Raw genomic sequence first — 20478 nt, forward strand, 5'->3', positions numbered from 1 at the left:
ATACAGAGAGGTGATTCGTGCCTGTTCGCTCGCCAACACCTTGCCCCCTGTGATACAATAGATCTGTCTTCCCGGAAAATTCATTCCGAAAATACAAAGCCATTCTTTGTATCACAGATCAGCCGTACGCGGCACCCTTTTCGAGATCCGCGACGAAATTGCGTGCGCCGGCGAGGAAGACGATCAGCACGCCGCGGGAAGCTGGAGCGGACGTGGCCGAAGCAGACACGGGGAGCGCATGAAGCTGGTCATTCTCGGCGGCGGAGGCTTCCGGGTACCGCTGGTATATCGCGCGTTGCTCGCCGATCGGTCGCCCGGCCGCGTCACCGAGGTGGTGCTGCACGATCTCGACGCCACACGACTTGCGGCGGTCAGCGGCGTTCTCGCTGAGCTGGCGGCTGATATATCGGATACGGGTTCCGCTGCTGTGGCCGTGACGGCGTCGACGGATCTGGACGAGGCGCTGCGCGGGGCCGACTTCGTGTTCTCCGCGATACGGGTCGGCGGGCTCGACGGACGCGCGGCCGACGAGAGCGTCGCGGCGGGTTGCGGTGTGCTCGGACAGGAGACCGTCGGCGCGGGTGGCGTCGCATACGGTCTGCGTACCGTTCCTGTCGCGCTCGACATCGCACGTCGTATATCAGTTCACGCGCCGGACGCGTGGGTCATCAACTTCACCAACCCGGCCGGCATGGTGACCGAGGCGATGTCGGCGCATCTCGGCAACCGCGTCATCGGCATCTGCGACTCCCCCGTCGGACTCGGCCGGCGGGTGGCGCGCGCCGTCGGTGTCGATCTTGAGGACGCCTGGCTGGACTACGCCGGACTCAATCACCTGGGCTGGTTGCGGGGCGTTCACGTGCTCGGCCGCGATGTGCTGCCGGAACTGCTCGCGGACACCGCGCGGCTGGAGTCGTTCGAGGAGGGCAAGCTCTTCGGGGCGGAGTGGCTGCGGACGTTGGGCGCCATCCCGAACGAGTACCTGCACTACTACTACTTCACGCGCGAGGCGGTGGAGTCCGGCGCGTCACGTGGGGCGTTTCTGCGAGAGCAGCAGAAACAGTTCTACGCGTCACCGTCGCTGGAGAGCTGGGAGCGAACCCGTCTCGAACGCGAGCAGACCTACATGGCGGAGACGCGCGACGACGAACGTGACGCCAACGACCTCGACGGCGGTGGCTACGAACAGGTCGCGCTCAAACTGATGCATGCGATCGCGTCCGACAAACGCACCACCCTGATCCTCAACGTGCCGAACAAGACAACGTTGTCATGCCTGGATGCCGACGCCATCGTCGAGGTCCCGAGCCTCGTTGACGCCAACGGCGCACGACCTGTCGCGGTCAGTCAGGTGCCCGACGAAGGCATCGGTCTTGTCACCGCGCTGAAGGTCGTCGAGCGCGCCACCATCCAGGCGGCCATCAGCGGTGAGCGCGCACATGCGGTCAAAGCGTTGGCGTTGCACCCGCTCGTCGACAGCGTCACCGTCGCCCGGAAGATCGTCGACAGCCATCCGTTCCTGGCCGGGGCGTTCCGCGCACGATGACCGGCGCATTGTCGACCGTCGAGATGCTGTGGTGTCCGCGCTAGCTCCGGCAGCGTGGACACCGACCTGTTGCGGCAGCTCAACAACAACCCCAGCACTTGCTTGGCCGGTCCGCCGGCGCGGATCAGCCCGGGTGCGTGCAGTGCCAGGAACACCGGTGCGTCGAGCTCGGCGTAGGCGAGCCGGAACGGGTGCCAGATGTCGGTGGCGCATCTGCGCCGACTACGACACCGGCGAACGGCCGGCAACGCTGCAGGAGGAGTTCCTCGCGGGGACCGAGGTCGACGACGCCGAGGCGTTCAGCGCACAGGACACGACCAACGCTTGATTGCGGGGTCTGATGCCGAGCGGCGTCGTCCTTAACTACGCTCGTCGGCAAATGGACACCACCACCTCTCGCCGCGCGCCGCTCGTGATGGGCATCGCCGTGTTCGTGCTGCTGCTGGACCAGGCCACGAAGTTCTGGGCCGAGAGCGCGCTGACCGGCCGCGCGCCCATCCCGATCCTCGGAGAGTTCCTGCAGCTCAGGCTCCTCTACAACCCCGGTGCCGCGTTCTCGATCGGCGCGGGGTCGACGTGGGTCTTCACCATCGTCGCGGCCGTCGCGGTCGTGCTGCTCGCTCGGTACGGACTGCAGCCGCAGACCAAGCTCCGGGCGACCGCGCTCGCGATGATGCTCGGTGGCGCGACGACGCACCTGCTCGACCGGCTGTTCCGGCCGCCGGGTTTCGCGCGCGGGCACGTCGTCGATTTCATCGACTACAACGGCTGGTTCGTCGGCAACGTCGCGGACATCGCACTGGTCTGCGGCGCGATCTTGCTCGTGCTGCTGAGCTTCAGCGCGTCGAAGCAGCCTGCTTCGTGAGCGCGTCCGCGCGACGGGTGGTCTCGGGCAGGCGGTAGCGCGGGGCGAGACGCAGCACCTCGGCGCACGCCCGGTCCAGGTCGATCTTGTGGCCGACCGACACGAAGACCGGCTTCACGCCGTCCTGCGTCCGCAGCGCCCTGCCCACGACCTCGCCGTCCATGACGAGGTCGCTGGTCGACCCGCGGGCGTGGCCGGGCGGGTCGAACTCGCCCATCGCGGTCTTCGCGACGCCGATGCTCGGGATGCCCGTGTGCACACCGAGATGGCACGCCAGGCCGAACCGGCGCGGGTGCGCGAGGCCTTGACCGTCCGCGACCAACAGGTCCGGGGTGACCGTCACCTGATCGAGTGCCCGCAGCAGCACCGGCATCTCGCGGAACGCGAAGAGCCCGGCAATATATGGGAAGTCCGTCGTACCTCCGACGACCACCTCGTCCAGGACGACCAGCGTCTTTGCATCGAACACCACGCAGACGCCCGCAACTGTGTCATTGCTACGGTAACCGACGTCGAGGCCGGCGACGGTGTCCACGCGCAGGTCAGGGGCGCTGGTGGTGATCACCTGGGTGCGCAGGCGTTCCTGCAGCGCGACGGCGGCATCAACTGTTCTGGGCCACTCCACGACCGACAGTGTGCCGTGACGCCTCGTAGTGGGCGGCAAGGAGGTCGTCGCCGAAGTCACCCGAATGACGCCGCCAGACGGTGTGGACGTGGTTGGCCTCGTTGGCCGTGTTGTCGTACTCGATGAGCAGCTCCGGGCCCTGGACGCGGTAGTAGTGGCCCTCGCCGCGGCGCAGCGAACCCTCCCACGAGAAGTGCAGGCGCTCCAGGTCGATGCGTTCGAACTCGTCGTCGGCGAGCTCGAACGCGAGACGGTCGAGGTAGAAGCGGACGATGTCGACGAGCAACTCCCCCGCCGGCTTGCCGAGCTGCGCCGGCGTCACGCCGACGGGTTCGGACGGGCTGATGCGCGGGGAGTTGCCGCTGCGGATGTCGTGTGGCGCGGTGTCCGACACGACGGCCAGGCGGCGCGCGGTCGGGCCCATCCGGTCGAGCAGTTCGCGAGCGAGTTCTTCTTCGAGCCGCAACGGCTGGCCGACGACGCGGCCGCGGTAGGTGACGCGGGCCGGGTTGGCGCCGAGGAAGAACGGCGTCGCCGAGACGCGGCCGTCGGCGACGACGACGTTCACGGACAGGTGGTGCCCCTCGACCCGCCATCCCCACGGCTCGTCGCCGCCCGGCGTGCCGAAGAGAACCGTCCAGAAGTCGCCGCTGTGCCGGTCGCGGTGTCCGCCCTCGCGGTGGTCGAGCACGTCCTCCAGCGCCATCACCGCCGCGGCCTGCGCGTAGGCGTGCGGACTGAGGACGGTGGCCAGCATCCCGTGCACGGCTTTGCGCTGGTCACGCCGGAGCTCGCCGAGCACGAGCCCGGCTCGTGCTCCGGGCGTGTACGCCCAGCGGTGCCTCAGGTCGTCGTCGGTGACCGCGCGAATGCCGTGTTCGCGCTGGTCACCGTCGAGCAAACTAATATATTGGTGCGTGGCGTCGGCGACGTCGTGCAGCATCATTCGAACTTATAGGCCTTGAGGTTGCGGAGCAGCAGGTAGCAGTTCTGCAGTGAGCCCGAGGTGTCGCCGAGCGAGCGGTAGATGCCCCATTTGGGGCGCAGCCGGTCGTCGAGCCACGTGTCGACGTTGTTCTTCGTCGCGTCGAGCACGGTGCGGCCGCCTTCGCGGACGACCCACCGCACGCGTCCGGTGCCGTTGCCGACCTTGATCTCCACCTCGGTGTCGATCCACTTGTTGTGCAGCGGTTCGAGGTCGACCTCGCCGACGAGCACGTTGCCCTCGGTGACCTTGAACTCGATCTTCTGCACCCCACTGGTGCGGCGCAGCGACATGACCGTCACGGGTGCGGAACCGAGGCCGGGCATCTTGGTCTGCATGATGTGGGTGAACGACGTCGTCGACTTCAACGAGCTCGGGATGAACATGGAGTAGGTCCACTTCCACGTCTCACCGTTGTCGATCACGAGGTTCTGCCCGCCCGCCTTCATGCCGCGGACCTCGTTGCGCTGCCGGTCGGTCGACGTGTCCCGGTCGCGGGTGTGCATGTCGAACCGGTAGTCGTTGCCCGACACGTAGATGTGCTTCGTGCCCGGATGCGACCCTGCCCGGTCGTCCTCGACGCCCTCGAAGGCACCGAGCCCGTCCTTGTTCGCCTGCGGACTCCACCTGAGCTTCCAGGCGGCCGCCTGCGCGAAGCCCGAACCGGCCGCGAGCAGCGGAACAGCCACCACTCCGCCGATCAACGCCGAACGCCGAGAGATCTCCACGCTCGTTCCTCCCCAACATCCATGGCGGCGGATTTAGGGAAAAGGTCTGCACCACCTCAGGTGCGGGCGTGATCACATCATCGACTGACCCGAGAGTCAATCGGTCGCACGAGACATGGCGTGCTCTCGCGCACCTCGGCGTGCTTCGCGAGGCCGATCTGGTGCTCGCGGGGCCGGAAGCGGGTCAACCCTGAACCCCGTGCCCGTTCAGCAGATCCACCACTGGTGGGTCGCGCACTACGAGCAGGACACGACCCGGAAGGGCATCCTCGCCGCGCTCAAGCAGGTGGTCGAGTCCGGCGACGTCGGCGCGGGCCTGAAGCTCCAGTACGCGCAGGCCAGCAGGGGTTCATGAACCGATATATCAGTTGTGGCCACCGAGGCGCGCAACGGGGTTGCGCGCCTCGGCTGGGTCCACGAGCGGCGAAGTCCTGGGCAGGATTCACCCGATCAAGCGTCGTCGGCCAGGCGGTCAGCCCTGGACGATGTAGGCCTGCAGCTGGTCCTGCGACTGCTCCAGCTGCCCGATCCGGCTCTTCACGACGTCTCCGATGCTGACGATGCCGACCAGCTGACCGTCGGACATCACGGGCACGTGGCGGAAGCGCCGCTCGGTCATGACGACCGTGAGACTGTCCACCGTGTCCGATGGGGAGCAGGTGAACACGTCGGCGGTCATGATCGACGACACGGGTGAAGACAGCAGGTCAGCGCCGGATTCGTGCAGACGGCGCACGACGTCGCGTTCGGACACGATCCCCTCGACGCCGGACTGGCCGACGACCACGATCGCGCCGACGTTGTGTTCGGCCAGGGCTCTGAGCAACTCGGTGATCGGTACGTCCGGGTCGATCGTCGCGACCGCAGATCCCTTGGTCCGCAAAACGTCAGCGATCCTCATCTGGCGCCTCCGATCCTGTCGGTCCGGTAGCACCTCAGGCTAGATCGGATTCGGACAGAACGGGAGATCGAGGCCACGAAGAGAGCAGGGGACGCATTCGGGTGAATGCGTCCCCTGCGGCGTCGCGCCTGGTTCGGCGTCGGCTACGCGGTTCCTCCGCGGCGACGGGTCGCGAACTGGCGCGGCTGGACCATCGGCACTCGCTGCTGCGGCAGCGGGAAGTGCGCGTTCTGATCGGTCTTGCCCCGCTTCTGCGCACGGCGCGCAGCGCGGTTGGACGGATCGGGCGGAGTGGTGGCAGGCATGCCAAAGCCTCCTCACGAAGAGGGCGTGCAAGGACACGGCGGAACACGGCCGTGGAAAGAAGGACCCGCGGAAGGGTCACCGAGGCGACAGCGGAGTCATGAGGGCAGCGTCGAGAGCGCTGCGGGCTTCATCAGATGAAGAACATGCCGCAACGGTAGCGACGCCGCCGGATCACGCCAACCGATTTATCGGCGAGCTCGCGCAGCCGCCGCGCCGGCGCCCAGCATCACCAGGACGACCGTGACCATCGCCCACTTGCGCGACTTCGTCAGCGGCGTGGACTCGGCCTGCACCGCGATCTCCTTGACAGGCTTGGGTTTCTGCCGTGCGGCGTGCACCGGGGCGGGCTGCGGCGGCGCGGACGACGACGGCGCGGTGGTCGTCACCGGCGGCGGCGGAACCACCGGAGCCGGAGTCCGCGAGGGAGTCGGCGCCGGTTTCGGGGCGGGCGGCGGAGGCGGCACCTCGGGGCGGGGCGCGGGCGGGTCGATGCGCGGCGGCATCGGGTTCGGCAGGCAGCCCGCCGCGTCGATCATGCCCTGCTGCGGGCCCGCCGACAGTTCGGCCGCGGTGGTGCCGGTGATCCGGTAGACGCGGCTGCGGCCCTGATAACCGTTGTTGACGGCGAAGATCGTGCCCGCGGAGTCGATCACCACGGCGCCGTAGGTGGACTTGCCGGGCAGGTCCTTGATCTCCCTTCGGCTCAGCACGCGCCCGGTCGCCGGGTCGAACGACACGACCTCGCCGGGGCCGTGGCCCGCGGCCGACACACCGGTCAGCCCGCCGGTCGGGCCGGCGGTGAAGTCGTCGAGCGCGAGGGCGGGCCAGTCCAGCACGACAGTGCGCACGACCTTGAGGTACGAGGGGCTGTCCGGGTCGATGTCGATCGAGTGCAGGCGTGCGTTGTCACGCACGTAGAACGTGGTGCCGACGACCGTTCCCGCGGACACGTCGTCGGTGCGGAACCAGCGGGCGTCAACGGCTCCGAGATCGCTGACCGCACCCTTCTGGTCGATCAGGACGACGTGCGACGGGTTCTTCCACCAGGCGTGACCCTTGGAGGTGAGTCCGACCAGACGGCCCAACGCGGCGGAGTACCCCAGCGCGTTCACCGCGTAGTCCAGCCGAGCTATCTCCGTCACCCCACCGGATGACACGTCGAGTTTCGTGAACATCGACAGTGCGCCCCGATCGGATGAACGAACTTGAAATGCGTCACAGTTCGGCGGTGCAGCCTGAGCAACAGCGCTGGTGAACGGCACGGAAAGCACCAGCAGAGACGAGACCGCGCTCAACACGAGCAAATCCTGTCGCCACCGGGATGGAGCAGCCCAATACGACAACCGGGTATCTCTGCTGTTGCCGCGCATTCCCACCTGACCATTACTCGTTAACCAGACCGTGCTGTACCGGCCACAGTAGACCGTGGTCTAATCGCACACCAGAAAGGAGCCGAATTGAGCATTTACGTCTCCGGCCTGCTCTGGGTTCTCGGCGCGGCCGCAGTCTCGTCCATCATCGTCGTCGTCACACGGCGGTTCGGCTCGGAGGAGGTCGGCGAGAAGAACCTCGGCGCCGGCGGCTCGGTGTTCAGCATCGTCGCGGGCCTGCACGCCGTACTCGTCGCGTTCATCCTCATCTCGCTGTTCGACGCGTCCAACAACGCCGGGGAACAGGTGCAGAAGGAGGCCAACGCGCTCGTCGCCGTCGACTGGGCGTCCGACTCGCTGCCCGAACCCGCGAAGTCCAAGGTCGAGCAGCTGATCAGGGATTACGTCGCCACCGTCGTGGACGACGAGTGGCCGCGGATGCGCGAGGGCGAGAACGTCGCCAACCAGGGCTGGACCACGTTGAACCAGCTCAGGGAGACCATTGCGGCGGCGGCGCCGGACGGCGACTGGCAGCAGGACCGCAAGACCGAGGCCGCGAACCAGCTGTGGGAGGTCTACCAGGCCAGGCAGGAGCGGCTGGACGCGGCGGGCAACGGCGTCAACCCGGTCGTGTGGCTCGCGCTGCTGATCGGCACCGCGCTGTCGTTGCTGTTCCCGTACCTGTTCGGCGGGCCGAACCTGATCTCGCAGCTGCTGATCACGGTGACGCTGAGCTCGACGCTCGTTCTGCTGCTGTTCGCCATCTACCAGCTGCAGAACCCGTTCAGCGGGGGTGTGCACATCACGCCGGACGCGTTCAGCGCCGCACTGGACCGGCTGAGCTAGCGCGAATCGGTCATTCCGTCCGCGTCTTCGATCTCCACGGACAGCACCTCGCCGTCGATGACCTTCGGCAATGGGTCCGTGCTGGCGAAGTAGCGATTTGCAAATGCGCCGACCGCTCTGGTAGAGGCGGCGTCAACGCCACCACCGATGACGCCGCCCAGTACCGGAACACCCTTCGCCGCGAGGGTGCCGATTTTCTTTGTACCGTATTTTGTGATGAGTGTCGACGCGGCCTTCTTGGTGAACTGCTTGATGCCGACTTTCTTGAACAGCTCGGTTCCGGCGTTGCCCAGCAGGCACAGCAGGATCGCCGTCTGCACCTCTTCGCTGTCCACGTCGTGGCCGCGCAACGACGCGATGGACGCGATGAGGTGCGTCTGGATCACGTAGGTGGCCGCGACGTTCGACGGCAACGAGACCGGCAGCGTGATCAGGCCGCCGAGGTTCGTGATGAAGCCCTGCGCGCCGGCCAGCGCCACGTGGGTGCGGATCAGGTGCTTGATCGCGTCGGTCTCGTCGCCCTTCTTGACCAGCGCGTCGGACGCGGCCTCGCGGGCGCTCTTGAACGGGCCGAACCCGTCCACTCCGGCGCGCAGCAAGTAGTCGGCGATGCCCTGCTGGACCTTGTTCAGCTCACCTTTGGACTCAGCCACGAACCCGACATTACGCGTCCAGCGTCGTCACCGCGCCGGTACTGCCGTCCACCGTGATCCGCTCGCCGGTCCTGATCCGCGTCACGGCCTCCCGGACGCCCACCACCGCCGGAATCCCGTACTCGCGCGCCACGACCGCGCCGTGCGAGTTCGCCCCGCCCATCTCCATCACGAGGCCGCCCGCCGTCAGGAACAACGGCGTCCAACCCGGATCCGTCGACGGCGCCACGAGGATCTCGCCGGGTTCGAGGTGCGCGCCGACCGGGTCCATCACGACCCGCGCGATGCCCGTGATCGTGCCCGCCGACGCCGGGGTGCCGACGAGGTCGCCCTCGGCCGGAGCGCCGTGGCTCACGGCTTCGGGTTCCGTGCCGTCCGACAGCAGCACGCGCGGGATGTGCCGGCGCCGCATCTCCCGTTCGTAGACCTCTCGCCGCTCCGCCACGACCGCGCGCAGATCCCCTTGCGTGGAGCGCATTTCCTCGAAGCCGAGGAAGAAGACGTCGTCCGCCGTGTCGAGCCTGCCGTCCGCGACGAGCTGGGCGCCGATCTCGGACACCCGCTTCCGCAGCGCGCCGAACAGCGTGATGACCAGGTACTTCGGGTACTCGCGCAGACCGGCGAGCAACCTGGTGCGGCGCAACGCGAAACGCACGAGCCAGCCGCGGCCCCGGGCGCGACGAGCCAGGGTCTCGATCATCGCTTCGGCCTCGGCGGCGCCGCGGGCGAAGACCACGTCCGGTGCGGCGTTCTCGTCCTCCACGCGCAGGAAGTTCCGCACGACGCCGATGACGTGCGTCGGGTCGTCGGACCACCGGGGCAGGCCGAGGTCGATCTCCGCGACCGCCCGGTGGCCCCACCTCGCGAGGAACCGGTCGAGCGCCGCGGGGCGTTCGCCGTTCTGGAACTGGCGCAGCGCAACGGGATCGCGCCGGATCTCCTGCGCGAGATCCCACATCGCCATGTCCATCTCGGTGGTGATGTTGTTCGGCAGGCCGCGCAGCACGGTCTGGAGCTCGCCCGGCCGCACCTTCACGATCTTGCCGACGAGGCCGAGCATCGCGAAGCCCATCAGGGCGGTGGGCGCGAGCCGCGGCAGCACGGGAACGACGCACTGGCGCAGCGCCTGCTCGATCGACAGGGACGCGGACCTCTCGAGGACCTCGCGCTCCATCAGCAACGCGTCGCGCACCGCCTTCTCCGGGTTCACCAACGCTTTCGCCGCGATGACCGGCACGTGGAAGCGGCGCGCGAGCCGCAGCACCCGCCTGAGCGCGGGCGTCGGAGACGAGTTCCTGATCGCGAACCGCGGGTCGTCGAACAGGCCGCGCAGCACCTCGGACGAGCGTGCCTCCATCACGCCGAGCAGCCGCGTCACGAACTCGCGGCCCACCCGGCTCTGCAGGACCTTGGTGACGTCGAAGAAAATGCGCTCGCCGGTCTCCACATAGGACTTGCTCGCCGGGTCGCCGATCACGATCTCGAAGGCGGACTTGGCGATCTCGCGGAACGCCGCGCGGCCGATCGGCGTGATCGGGCGTTCGAGGCCCTGCGCGAGGCTGAAGCAGAAGTAGACGTGCGCGCCGCCGTCGGGGTTGTCCGGCAACGGGAACAGCGTCGTGATCGGCCGCGCCTGGGTGAGGTGCAGCTCGCCGTCGGCGTCGATCGCCCACTCGGTGTCCTGCGGCGACCCGTAGTGCGCCTGCACCTTGCGGCCGAGGACGGCGAGCGCGTGGATCTGCCCGTCGGTCAGGCACGGTTCGTCGTTCTCCCCGACCTCGACGTGCTCGGTGCCGCCGCCGGGCAGTGAGCGGATCAGGAACCTCTTGTCCCCCAGCCGCCTTTCCACGATCTCACCGCCGTCGACGACGAAGTGGTCCGGGTTGACCGCGCCCGACACCACCGCCTCGCCGAGGCCGGCGCTCGCGTCGATGACGATCTGGTCGCGCTTGCCGGTGACCGGGTTCGCGGTGAACATCACGCCGGAGACAGCGGACTGCACCATCCGTTGCACCACAACGGCGAGGTATGTGGTGGTGTGGTCGATGCCGTTCGTCTCGCGGTAGCTGACCGCGCGATCGGTCCACAGCGACGCCCAGCAACGGCGCACCGCGTCGACCACCGCGTCCTCACCGACGACGTTCAGGAACGTGTCCTGCTGGCCCGCGAAGCTCGCGAACGGCAGGTCCTCGGCCGTGGCACTGGACCGCACCGCCACCGCAACGCCGTCACCGAGCTTGCGGTACCCGGCCACGATCGCGTCCCGGATCTCCTGCGGCACAGAGGTTTCCAGCAACGTGCGGCGCGCGTTCTCCGGCGTGGTCCTCGCGAGCTCGTCCGCCTCCGCGACGACGCGGTAGGCGTCTGTCGTGACGCAGAAGCCCTGCGGCACCGGCAGACCGGCCTTCGTGAGCTCGCCGAGGTTCGCGGCTTTGCCGCCCACGGTCGCGAGCATGGTGCCGTCGATGGCCCCGAAGTCCACGCAGTAGTCATCCATGACCGTGAGGCTACGAGCGTCCGGCCAAAAACTCAACACGTGATGAATAAATCACACCGCCGGGGTAAAGCCCCTGATCAGAGCCGCGATCTCGGCCAGGTCCTCCTCCAGCGCGAAGTGCCCGGTGTCGAGCAGGTGCAGCTGCGCGTCCGGCAGGTCGCGCAGGTACGCCGTCGCGCCGGGCACGAGGAAGAACGGGTCGCCCTTGCCCCACACGATCAACGTCGGCGGCCGGTGCTCGCGCAGGTACGCCTGCCATTCCGGGTACTTGGCCACGTTGGAGTGGTAGTCGAGAGCGAGGTCGACCTGCGGTTCCGGGCGCAGGTCGAGGTAGTGCTGGTCCAGCGTCCAGGTGTCGGGCGAGATCGTCTCGGGGTCGCGCGCGCCTTCGAGGTAGCCGAACCTGGTGTACTCCAGCGCGAGCATGCCGCGGGCGGCCTGCGGGTCGCGGTTGGCGATGAAGCCGCGAGCGAGGTCCGACAGGCCGTCCTCGTAGGCGTTGCCGTTCTGCACGATCAGACCCTCGACCCACTCGGGGTGGCGGGTGGCGACGCGGAAGCCGACCGGGGCGCCGAAGTCGAAGACGTACATCCGGAAGCCCGTGAAACCGATGGTCCGCAGGAACTTCTCGAGGGTGTCGGCGAGGAAGTCGAACGTGTAGGGCCGCTCGGGCGCGTCACTGTGCCCGGAACCGGGGTTGTCGGGCGCGACGACGTGGAAGTCGTCCTTGAGCTCCTCGATGAGCCGCGCGTACTGGTGCGAGGCAGACGGGAAGCCGTGCAGCAGCAGAAGCTTGGGCGCATCCGGGTCGCCGGCCTCCCGGTAGAAGACCTTGATGCCGTCGACGTCGGCGAACCGGTGCCGTGTCACATGCTTCTTTGTCGTCATGACGCATTAGGCTAATGGGTAAGTTGGATGATGTACAGTTAGTTTGTGCTCGCGATCGACTTCGTCAACACGCTCACGGCCGAGGACGACCGCTTGAAGGAGTGGTTGTCGTCGCAGGATCTGCCCTGGTCGGAGGCGTTCAGGGAACTGCGCGGCCAGGTCGAGGCGGCGGTGCTCGCGGTGCGGGACGGCCTGGAGCCGGACCTGGCGCCGTTGAACGCCGCCCTGCGCGGTGCTCCGTCGTTCGAGGTGCTGACGTGGTCCGGCGCGGTGGAGGTCAGGCGCGAACGAGAAGGCGACGAGGTCGCACGGGGGCTCGCACTGCTGGCGGGCGCGGCGGCGGAACTGCTGGCGTCACCGGCCGCGCGGAAGGTGAAGACGTGCGAGGCACCGGGGTGCCGGCTGCTGTTCGTGCCCGCGCACCCGCGACGCCGGTGGTGCGATCCCGCGACGTGCGGGAACCGGGTGCGGGTGGCGCGGTACTACCAGCGGCACAAGGACTAGCGCTGCGCCCAGTCCGGAAGGGCTTCGCGTTCGGCGACCCACTCCGGCGGTGGCGTGGCGATGATGCCGCCCACGATCGCGGCGGTGGTGTCGACGTCTCCCCCGGCCCGCACGCAGGTCGTGATGGCCGCGCGGTAGTCACCGAGGTGGTGCGCCGCCACCCACAGCGTGAACGGGACCGTGTCCTGAGCCGTGACGCGGGAACCGTTGCCGAGGACGTACGCGGCCTCCTCGGCGGTGGCGATCTTGCGCGCCTTCTCGATCCCCTTGCGCACGAACGAGTTCCCGTCGAGGCGGTCGAGCACGCCGCCGAGGAGATCTTGTTCCGCGCCTGTCAGGCGTGCTCTCGCCGCGATGGCCGCGGCGTGCGCCACGGCCACACCGCCCGCGATGCCCTCCGGATGCTGATGGGTGACCTCACTGGCCTGGATCGCTTTCACCGTCAGGGTTTCCGGCTCGTCGGCGAAGTACGCGCCGAGCGGTGCGATCCGCATGGCGGCGCCGTTGCCGCACGATCCCTGGCCGTCGAACGCGCTCGCGGCCGCTTCTTTCCACGGCGTGCCCTGCCGGATCTTGCGCAGGATGGTGAAGGCCCCTGCGCCATAACCGCGATAGGGCTCGCAACGGTCGGCGAACGTCGCCGCGAGCCGGTCGGGGTCGATGTCGCCGTGGTCACGCAGCTCGGTGACGAGGTTGCAGGCCATCTCGGTGTCGTCGGTCCACTCCCAGGGCCCTCGTGGCGGCTTGCCGGCCACGAGGTCGGACAGCGAGCGGCCGGCCATGAAGAACTGTGCGCCCAGAGCGTCGCCGACGGAGAGCCCGTCGAGCGAGCGGTATGCGAGGTCCAGGCGCGCACGTGCATGCAGAACTATGCGCATCACGTGCGATTTTACCTTGCCGCGCAGCGGATTTCAGGCGATCACGGTGCCGCCGTCGACCGTGAGGACCGTGCCGGTGGTCCACGGCTGCGTGATCAGGTACAGGTACGCGTGGGCGATCTCCTCGACCTCGCCGACCCGCCCCAGTGGCAGCGTCCTGCCGACGTCGGCGTAGAGCTGCTCGGCGTCCGGCCCCCACAACGGGCTGCGCACCACGCCGGGGCTGACCGCGTTGACCCGCACCGGCGCGAGCTCGACCGCAAGGGCCTTCGTCAGCGCCTCGACCGCGCCGCAGACGCTCGCCGCGACCGCCCAGCCCGGTCCCGGCCGGTCCTTCGCGATGCCCGTGGTCAGCGTGATCGAGGTGGTGACGTCCGCCGCCTTCACCGCGTCGAGCACGCTGAAGTACCGCAGACCGAAGAAGGTTCGCGCGCGGTCCCGGTCGAGCGCGCTGATCTCCATCAGCTCCAGCGGCTCCCCCGCCGTGTAGACGAGGTGGTCGATCTCGCCGAGCGCGCGGAACGTCTCAGCGACGGCCTCGGGGTCGGTCAGGTCGGCTGCGTGCGTGGCGATGCCGGGCAGGGGCTGCGGTTTGCGCGAGACGATCGTGACCGCGGCGCCCGCGTCCCGTGCCGCCTGAGCCGTGGCGAGGCCGATTCCCGAGGAGCCACCGAGGATCGCGACCCGTTGTCCGTCCAGTGTGGATTTCATGGTGCCAGCGTGCTCCCGCGGTCGGCGCGCGGTCCAAGACCTGTCCGGTCGTCTGCCATACCCTGGAGGTATGGACCTGGACCTCCGGAAGCTGCGGTACTTCGTGGCGGTCGCGGAGCACCTCAGCTTCGGCCGCGCGGCTGAGGCGTTGCACATCGCGCAGCCCGTGCTGTCGCGGCAGATCCGCGCTTTCGAGGCGGAGCTGAAGGTGCGGCTGTTCGAGCGGTCGTCGAAGGGCACGACGCTGACCCCGGCCGGCGCGCAGCTGCTGGCCGACGCACGCCCGTTGCTCGCGCAGGCCTCGGCGTTGCTGCGGAGGGTCGGCGTGGCGGACACGTTCACGGTCGGGTTCATGCCGGGGCTGATCGTGACGCCCGCCGTGCGCGTGCTGGCGTCGCGGCATCCCGGCCTGCGCGTCGACGTCCTGCGCACCACGTGGGAGGACCAGGTCGAGGTGATCCACGACGGCCGCGTGGACGTGAGCTACGTGCGGCTGCCGGTCGCACTGGACGGGTTGCGCGTCGTGCCGCTGTTCACCGAGCCGCGCATGGCGGTGGTGCCGGCGACGCATCGGTTGGCCGGCAAGGAGAGCGTGCTGGAGACGGACCTGTCCGGCGAGCGGCGCGTGCAGCACACCGACCCGCCGGGGTTCCGGTCCGTGGAGGAGAAGCTGGAGCACGTGGCGATGCACGGCGGGGTGGCGATCCTGCCGTTGTCGACCGCGGTCTTCTACTCGCGCGACGACCTGGTGCACGTGCCGATCGACGACATCGCACCGAACGAGGTCGCGCTGGCGTGGGCCGAACACCGGCACACGCCGCTCATCGCGGAGTTCAGCGAGATTGCCCGGCAGGTGTGAACACGAAGCTGTCGCGGAACGCGCCGTCCCCACGCCGCGTCGCCATCAACCGCAGCTCCGGCATGAAGTGGAAGAACACCAGCGATCCCGACCGGTCCGGGTAGCCGAGCGTCTTCGAGTACTTCGGGTTGGTGCCGCCCAGCCACAACGGCGGCTCGCCGTACTCGGCGATCACGTCGTCGAGCACGCAGTCCTGCTCGCCCAGCACACCGGGAATCCGGCTGTCCGCGTCGAGCGACAACCAGCCCTGCCGGTGCGCGAGATCCGCGTACACCGAGGCCATGACGTCCTCGCTGCGGTGCCCGAGCACCTCGTGCACCGCGCCGCTCACCATCGCCGCGTTGGCGGCACCGCGCGCGACGAGGGCGTCGAGCTCGACCTGCCACCGGTCCGTGCGGTCGTCGGCGAACGCCAGCGCGTCGAGCAGGGTGAGGATCACCGGCTCGCCGCCGTACATGCCGGGGCGCCGGACAGCCGCGTTCAGCTGGCCGAGCAGGTAACCGCGTAAGTCGTCGAACGAGCGCACTCGCGTTGTTCTACCAGTTGTGCCGAGGTGAACCGCAATCGCCTTCGTCACGTCACCGCACGTCCCACAACGCCAGCGGAGGGGGTGGCTCCGCGCTGAGGCGCCGGAACTGATCGGCCAGCTCCGCACGAGTGGTCACCCTGTGCCCTCCCGCCGCGATCAGTCGCTCGTTTCCGGGGAACGAACCGCTTCGCCCGTCGAGCACGAGCAGCGGACGTTCGCCGCGCAACGCGACCTCGCCTGCTTTCATCGTGCCCCCGGACTCGCCCGCCTCGATCACCACGACGGCGTGCGACAAACCCGTGATCACCTGATTGCGCGTCATCGCGGCGCCCGCCGTCCACCGTTGCCTCGGCGGGAACTGGGACACCACGAGCAGTCGGCGCGCCACGTCCGCAGACAGTTCTCGGTAGGGCACCTTCAGGCGGAAGTGATCGACGCCTTCCGCGAGCACGGCAACAGTCGATCCGCCTGCCCTCAGCACGGCCAGATGGGACTCCGTGTCCACGCCTTTGGCATAACCGGACACGACGGTGACACCGAAACGGGCTGCTTCCTCTCCACAGGCACGAGCGGCGCGAAGCCCGTTGTCGCCCGCTGCCCTCGACCCGCAGACAGCCACGGACACCGTGCTCAGCAGGTCGATGTCGCCTTGGCAGAACAGAGCCGGCGGAGCACCCGCGAACCTGCGCAGGCGATCTGGGTACTGGGGATCATCGCACAGCAGTGCCGCGTACCCCTGGTTCCACAGGCGTTCTGCGGTTTCCGCCGCTTCGTCCCGTTCAGCCTGAGGCAGCTTCTCGATCTGATCGAGCAACTGCGCTCGGCCGGACAACATGCTCCGAGTTGCATGACGAGCCCCTCCCGCCGCACGCGGAGCGAGCAGCGCGAGAAGCAGATCAGGCTTGCTCACCAAGGTCCCACCCCAACTGGATTGCCGCTGTGCTGAGGAAATGCCTCCAACGGAGATTTCCGGAACTCTCCCACAGCGCCTTGCCGGCGTGGAAGGCTCAGTGCCGAGAGGGACGTTCGCCACAGGGGGTTTCACGCTTGGCCCAACGAGACCGCTTCATCCCAGATCGCCGTGCCAACCGGCTCGAGGCGTCAAAGCTCGAACAGTCGGGCTCGAACTGGCTCTTGAAATACCGCGGTTCGCCGGAAACATCTCTGCACATCGTCGGAGCCCTCCCGCGGGCCAAGGTCATGCCCTCGTGGCCGAACGATGTGGACCTACCTCACCGGATCAGGTTCGACTTCACCCCTCCCGCAGATCTGAAGGACTTCCTCCAGCTGCTGCAGGAGGTTCTGGTGATCGAGATGAAGGTGAAGCCGCCACGACTGCTCGACGCGGCCATCGCACTCGACTTCTACCAGGACCGAATCGGACCCGACGAGCTGCGATGCACGCCGGCAGGTGAACTCGTCAGAAAGGCGAAGGGCTACGGAGGTACCTCGTCCGCCGCGAGCCGCGAGGCGGGAATGGAATTGTGCGACCGGCTCTGCGAGGTCGTGGTGAGACATCAGTGGCTGATCAACAGCACCCGCATCGTGCCGGTTCCCGGTCACCGTCCAGACGTCTGGGCCACCAGTCAGCGAATGGGCGTCCAGCTCTCGCGCGATCTCGGCATTCCACTCGTGGAAGTCGTCCCGAAGAGCGGCCGGAGAACGCCTGCCAAGAACATGACCCGCTTCGAGCGAGAAGCGCTGCGGAACGAGTTCACGATCAAAGAGGACCTCGACGGTCAAACCGTGTTGATCGTCGACGACTTCTACGAGACCGGCCACACGATGGCGGGTCTCGCCAGCGCGGCCAAACGCGCAGGAGCCAAGACCGCGCTCGGCCTGGCCGGCGTCAGGAACATGACGCCTTAGCCGGGTTCATCGGTGGGGGACCGGCGTGAAACCGGTCCCCCACCGCGTCAGATCAGCTGCAGCCGGAGGTGCTGCCGCAGCCCTCGCACAGGTAGCAGGACCCGGCCGGACGCATCTTCGTGCCGCACGTCATGCACAGCGGCGCGTCAGCGGCCTTGCCCAGGTGCAGCTCCAGCAGCTCCGTCGAGCTGCCGACCTGCTTCGGCGCGGCGGCCTCGGCCTGAGCCGGAGCGGCCTCCACCGACCCGCGCAGGCCCTCGATGTCCACTTCGGACGACGTGGGCGCGCCGTACTCGCCCGCGACCTGCGCGGAACGCTCGTCGGCGGTGAAGATGCCGAGCTGCGCGCGCTTGTCGTACGGCAGGTAGTCCAGCGCCAGGCGGCGGAACAGGTAGTCGAGCACCGAGGTCGCGATCCGCACGTCCGGGTCGTCGGTCATGCCCGCCGGCTCGAAGCGCAGGTTCTGGAACTTCGAGACGTAGAACTCCAGCGGGATGCCGTACTGCAGACCCACCGAGATGGACATCGAGAACGCGTCCATCACACCGGCCAGCGTCGAGCCCTGCTTGCCCAGCTTGACGAAGATCTCGCCGAGGCCGTTGTCGGGGTACGAACCGGCGTGCAGGTAGCCCTCGGCGCCACCGACCGTGAACGACACGGTCTGCGACGGGCGCTTCTTCGGCAGGCGCTTGCGGACCGGGCGGTACTCGACGACGGCCTCGGAGGACTTCTTCTCGTCGGCGGCCTTGGCGGACTTGCCGGCCGACAGCGGCTGGCCGACCTTGCAGTTGTCGCGGTAGATCGCGAGCGCCTTCAGGCCGAGCTTCCAGCCCTGGTAGTAGATCTCCTCGACGTCCTCGACGGTCGCCGTCTCCGGCATGTTGACCGTCTTGGAGATCGCGCCGGACAGGAACGGCTGCGTGGCCGCCATCATCCGCACGTGGCCCATGGGCGCGATGGAACGCTCGCCCATCGCGCAGTCGAAGACCTCGTAGTGCTCGCGGCGCAGGCCGGGCGCGTCCACGACGTGGCCGTGCTCGCCGATGTACTCGACGATCGCCTCGATCTGCTCTTCCTGGTAGCCCAACGCCTTCAGCGCGCGCGGCACCGTCTGGTTGACGATCTGCATCGAGCCGCCGCCGACGAGCTTCTTGAACTTGACCAGGGCCAGGTCCGGCTCGATACCGGTGGTGTCGCAGTCCATCATCAGGCCGATGGTGCCGGTGGGGGCCAGCACGGACGCCTGAGCGTTGCGCCAGCCGTTCTTCGCGCCGATCTCCAGCGCCTGCTGCCACGCCTCGGTCGCGACCTTGTGCACCGCCGAGTCGTTCGCGTGGTAGGTGCGGATCAGGTCGTTGGCGGCGGCGTGCTTGCGCATGACGCGCTGGTGCGCGGTCTCGTTGCGCTTGTAGCCCTCGTACGCGCCGACGATGCCGGCGAGCTCCGCGGAACGGCGGTACGACACACCGGTCATCAACGAGGTGATGGTCGCGGCGAGCGCGCGGCCGCCTTCGGAGTCGTACGCGTGGCCGGTCGCCATCAGCAGCGCGCCGAGGTTGGCGTAGCCGATGCCGAGCTGGCGGAACTTGCGGGTGGTGTCCGCGATCGGCTCGGTCGGGAAGTCCGCGAAGCAGATCGAGATGTCCATCGCGGTGATGATCAGCTCGACGGCCTTGGCGAACGTGACGGCGTCGAACTTGCCGTCGTCACCGAGGAACTTGAGCAGGTTCAGCGACGCGAGGTTGCAGCTGGAGTTGTCCAGGTGCATGTACTCCGAGCACGGGTTGGACGCGGTGATGCGGCCCGACTCGGGGCAGGTGTGCCAGTCGTTGATCGTGTCGTCGTACTGGATGCCGGGGTCGGCGCACTCCCACGCGGCCTTCGCGAGCTTGCCGAACAGCGTCTTGGCGTCGACGCGCTCGATGACCTCACCGGTCTGGCGGGCGCGCAGGCCGAAGTCCGAGCCGTTCTCGTAGGCGTGCATGAACTCGTCCGACACGCGGATCGAGTTGTTCGCGTTCTGGTACTGCACCGACACGATGTCCGCGCCGCCGAGGTCCATGTCGAACCCGGCGTCGCGCAGCGCGCGGATCTTGTCCTCTTCGCGCGCCTTGGTCTCGATGAACTCCTCGACATCCGGGTGGTCGACGTCGAGCACGACCATCTTCGCGGCACGACGGGTGGCGCCACCGGACTTGATGGTGCCCGCGGACGCGTCGGCGCCGCGCATGAACGAGACCGGGCCGGAGGCGGTGCCGCCGGAGGACAGCAGCTCCTTCGACGAACGGATGCGCGAGAGGTTCAGGCCGGCACCGGAGCCGCCCTTGAAGATCAGGCCCTCCTCGCGGTACCAGTTCAGGATCGACTCCATCGTGTCGTCGACCGCGAGGATGAAGCACGCGCTGACCTGCTGCGGCGAGGACGTGCCGACGTTGAACCACACCGGCGAGTTGAAGCTGAACACCTGGTGCAGAAGCATGTAGGTGAGCTCGTGCTCGAAGATCTCGGCGTCCGCGTCGTTCGCGAAGTAGCCGTGCTCCTTGCCCGCGCCCACGTAGGTCTTCACCACGCGGTCGATCAGCTGGCGCAGCGACTGCTCGCGCTTGTCGCTGCCGACCGCACCGCGGAAGTACTTGCTGGTGACGATGTTGGTGGCGTTCACCGACCAGAACTCGGGGAACTCGACACCGCGCTGCTCGAAGTTCACCGAGCCGTCACGCCAGTTCGTCATGACGACGTCGCGGCGCTCCCAGGTGACCTCGTCGTAGGGGTGGCGGCCTTCGGTGGTGTAGACGCGCTGGACCTTCAGCGCGGCAGGCTTGGCAGCCGCCCGTGCGGCTGTCTTCTTCGCTGAGCCGCCGACGGTCTCGGTCACGGTGGATCTCCCTCGTGCTGGTGCTTGGAAAAGATGATGTGGG

Annotated in this window: 22 protein-coding genes; 8 read left to right on the forward strand and 14 right to left on the reverse strand. The window is 68.1% G+C overall.

What is annotated here, in order from left to right; genetic code table 11:
• Positions 1-238 precede the first annotated feature (238 nt).
• The 3 genes from ACWEIJ_RS15575 to lspA all read left to right on the forward strand — a co-directional run bounded on the left by ACWEIJ_RS15575 (position 239) and on the right by lspA (position 2411).
• Positions 239-1546: a 6-phospho-beta-glucosidase gene (locus ACWEIJ_RS15575; RefSeq protein ID WP_449837850.1), complete on the forward strand. Its 1308-nt coding sequence runs from the start codon at positions 239-241 to the stop codon at positions 1544-1546.
• 157 nt (positions 1547-1703) lie between these two features.
• Positions 1704-1874, forward strand: coding sequence for a hypothetical protein (locus ACWEIJ_RS15580; RefSeq protein ID WP_449837851.1), 171 nt, complete (start codon positions 1704-1706; stop codon positions 1872-1874).
• Between the two features lie 51 nt (positions 1875-1925).
• Positions 1926-2411 carry a signal peptidase II gene (lspA, locus tag ACWEIJ_RS15585; RefSeq protein ID WP_449837852.1) on the forward strand — a complete coding sequence of 162 codons (486 nt, stop codon included), beginning with the start codon at positions 1926-1928 and terminating at the stop codon, positions 2409-2411.
• On the opposite strand, the gene ACWEIJ_RS15590 is transcribed toward lspA, so the two are convergent.
• The 3 genes from ACWEIJ_RS15590 to ACWEIJ_RS15600 are packed head-to-tail and all read right to left on the reverse strand — an operon-like array spanning position 2383 to position 4749.
• Positions 2383-3036: an endonuclease V gene (locus ACWEIJ_RS15590; protein ID WP_449837853.1), complete on the reverse strand. Its 654-nt coding sequence runs from the start codon at positions 3034-3036 to the stop codon at positions 2383-2385. The genes lspA and ACWEIJ_RS15590 overlap by 29 nt on opposite strands.
• Positions 3014-3979, reverse strand: coding sequence for a DUF3500 domain-containing protein (locus tag ACWEIJ_RS15595; RefSeq protein WP_449837854.1), 966 nt, complete (start codon positions 3977-3979; stop codon positions 3014-3016). The genes ACWEIJ_RS15590 and ACWEIJ_RS15595 overlap by 23 nt, the downstream gene beginning before the upstream one ends.
• Positions 3979-4749, reverse strand: a complete 771-nt coding sequence (locus tag ACWEIJ_RS15600; protein WP_449837855.1) for a Tat pathway signal sequence domain protein — start codon at positions 4747-4749, stop codon at positions 3979-3981. The genes ACWEIJ_RS15595 and ACWEIJ_RS15600 overlap by 1 nt, the downstream gene beginning before the upstream one ends.
• Before the next feature lie 199 nt (positions 4750-4948).
• Between ACWEIJ_RS15600 and ACWEIJ_RS15605 the strand changes: the two genes are divergently transcribed.
• Complete coding sequence (locus ACWEIJ_RS15605) at positions 4949-5104, forward strand: hypothetical protein (protein ID WP_449837856.1); 156 nt, start codon at positions 4949-4951, stop codon at positions 5102-5104.
• Positions 5105-5221: 117 nt separating this feature from the next.
• On the opposite strand, the gene ACWEIJ_RS15610 is transcribed toward ACWEIJ_RS15605, so the two are convergent.
• The 3 genes from ACWEIJ_RS15610 to ACWEIJ_RS15620 form a co-directional block, all read right to left on the reverse strand.
• The gene (locus ACWEIJ_RS15610; RefSeq protein WP_449837857.1) at positions 5222-5650 is read right to left on the reverse strand and encodes a CBS domain-containing protein; all 429 of its coding nucleotides are present in this window, start codon (positions 5648-5650) and stop codon (positions 5222-5224) included.
• Positions 5651-5793: 143 nt separating this feature from the next.
• A complete protein-coding gene (locus tag ACWEIJ_RS15615) occupies positions 5794-5955 on the reverse strand; it encodes a hypothetical protein (protein WP_355447665.1) in 162 nt (53 codons plus the stop codon).
• A 186-nt stretch (positions 5956-6141) separates the two neighbouring features.
• A complete protein-coding gene (locus ACWEIJ_RS15620) occupies positions 6142-7098 on the reverse strand; it encodes a DUF6923 family protein (RefSeq protein ID WP_449837858.1) in 957 nt (318 codons plus the stop codon).
• Between the two features lie 315 nt (positions 7099-7413).
• Here ACWEIJ_RS15620 and ACWEIJ_RS15625 point away from each other — a divergent pair, with 315 nt between their 5' ends.
• Positions 7414-8172, forward strand: a complete 759-nt coding sequence (locus ACWEIJ_RS15625; RefSeq protein ID WP_449837859.1) for a bestrophin-like domain — start codon at positions 7414-7416, stop codon at positions 8170-8172.
• On the opposite strand, the gene ACWEIJ_RS15630 is transcribed toward ACWEIJ_RS15625, so the two are convergent.
• The 3 genes from ACWEIJ_RS15630 to ACWEIJ_RS15640 are packed head-to-tail and all read right to left on the reverse strand — an operon-like array spanning position 8169 to position 12210.
• Positions 8169-8825, reverse strand: coding sequence for an EcsC family protein (locus tag ACWEIJ_RS15630; RefSeq protein WP_449837860.1), 657 nt, complete (start codon positions 8823-8825; stop codon positions 8169-8171). The genes ACWEIJ_RS15625 and ACWEIJ_RS15630 overlap by 4 nt on opposite strands.
• Positions 8826-8835: 10 nt before the next feature.
• A complete protein-coding gene (locus ACWEIJ_RS15635) occupies positions 8836-11322 on the reverse strand; it encodes a PEP/pyruvate-binding domain-containing protein (protein WP_449837861.1) in 2487 nt (828 codons plus the stop codon).
• Between the two features lie 51 nt (positions 11323-11373).
• A complete protein-coding gene (locus tag ACWEIJ_RS15640) occupies positions 11374-12210 on the reverse strand; it encodes an alpha/beta fold hydrolase (protein WP_449837862.1) in 837 nt (278 codons plus the stop codon).
• A gap of 45 nt (positions 12211-12255) precedes the next feature.
• On the opposite strand from ACWEIJ_RS15640, the gene ACWEIJ_RS15645 reads away from it, so the two are divergent.
• Positions 12256-12714 (forward strand): CGNR zinc finger domain-containing protein, encoded by a 459-nt coding sequence (locus ACWEIJ_RS15645; protein WP_449837863.1) that lies wholly within the window; start codon positions 12256-12258, stop codon positions 12712-12714.
• Here ACWEIJ_RS15645 and ACWEIJ_RS15650 read toward each other — a convergent pair.
• Positions 12711-13592, reverse strand: a complete 882-nt coding sequence (locus tag ACWEIJ_RS15650) for an ADP-ribosylglycohydrolase family protein (protein ID WP_449837864.1) — start codon at positions 13590-13592, stop codon at positions 12711-12713. The two genes, ACWEIJ_RS15645 and ACWEIJ_RS15650, sit on opposite strands and share 4 nt — an antisense overlap.
• 33 nt (positions 13593-13625) lie before the next feature.
• The gene (locus ACWEIJ_RS15655) at positions 13626-14303 is read right to left on the reverse strand and encodes an SDR family oxidoreductase (protein WP_449837865.1); all 678 of its coding nucleotides are present in this window, start codon (positions 14301-14303) and stop codon (positions 13626-13628) included.
• A gap of 70 nt (positions 14304-14373) precedes the next feature.
• Between ACWEIJ_RS15655 and ACWEIJ_RS15660 the strand changes: the two genes are divergently transcribed.
• Complete coding sequence (locus tag ACWEIJ_RS15660) at positions 14374-15162, forward strand: LysR family transcriptional regulator (protein WP_449837866.1); 789 nt, start codon at positions 14374-14376, stop codon at positions 15160-15162.
• Here the strand turns inward: ACWEIJ_RS15660 and ACWEIJ_RS15665 are convergent.
• Positions 15137-15688: a hypothetical protein gene (locus ACWEIJ_RS15665; protein ID WP_449837867.1), complete on the reverse strand. Its 552-nt coding sequence runs from the start codon at positions 15686-15688 to the stop codon at positions 15137-15139. The genes ACWEIJ_RS15660 and ACWEIJ_RS15665 overlap by 26 nt on opposite strands.
• Positions 15689-15740: 52 nt before the next feature.
• Entirely contained in the window at positions 15741-16505 is a 765-nt protein-coding gene (locus tag ACWEIJ_RS15670; protein WP_449837868.1) for a DNA-processing protein DprA, read from the reverse strand.
• A 176-nt stretch (positions 16506-16681) separates the two neighbouring features.
• On the opposite strand from ACWEIJ_RS15670, the gene ACWEIJ_RS15675 reads away from it, so the two are divergent.
• Positions 16682-17560 (forward strand): ComF family protein, encoded by an 879-nt coding sequence (locus tag ACWEIJ_RS15675; protein WP_449837869.1) that lies wholly within the window; start codon positions 16682-16684, stop codon positions 17558-17560.
• Between the two features lie 52 nt (positions 17561-17612).
• On the opposite strand, the gene ACWEIJ_RS15680 is transcribed toward ACWEIJ_RS15675, so the two are convergent.
• Positions 17613-20435 carry a vitamin B12-dependent ribonucleotide reductase gene (locus tag ACWEIJ_RS15680; RefSeq protein WP_449837870.1) on the reverse strand — a complete coding sequence of 941 codons (2823 nt, stop codon included), beginning with the start codon at positions 20433-20435 and terminating at the stop codon, positions 17613-17615.
• Positions 20436-20478 lie beyond the last annotated feature (43 nt).

It is taken from the genome of Lentzea sp. NPDC004789 (genome assembly GCF_053601075.1).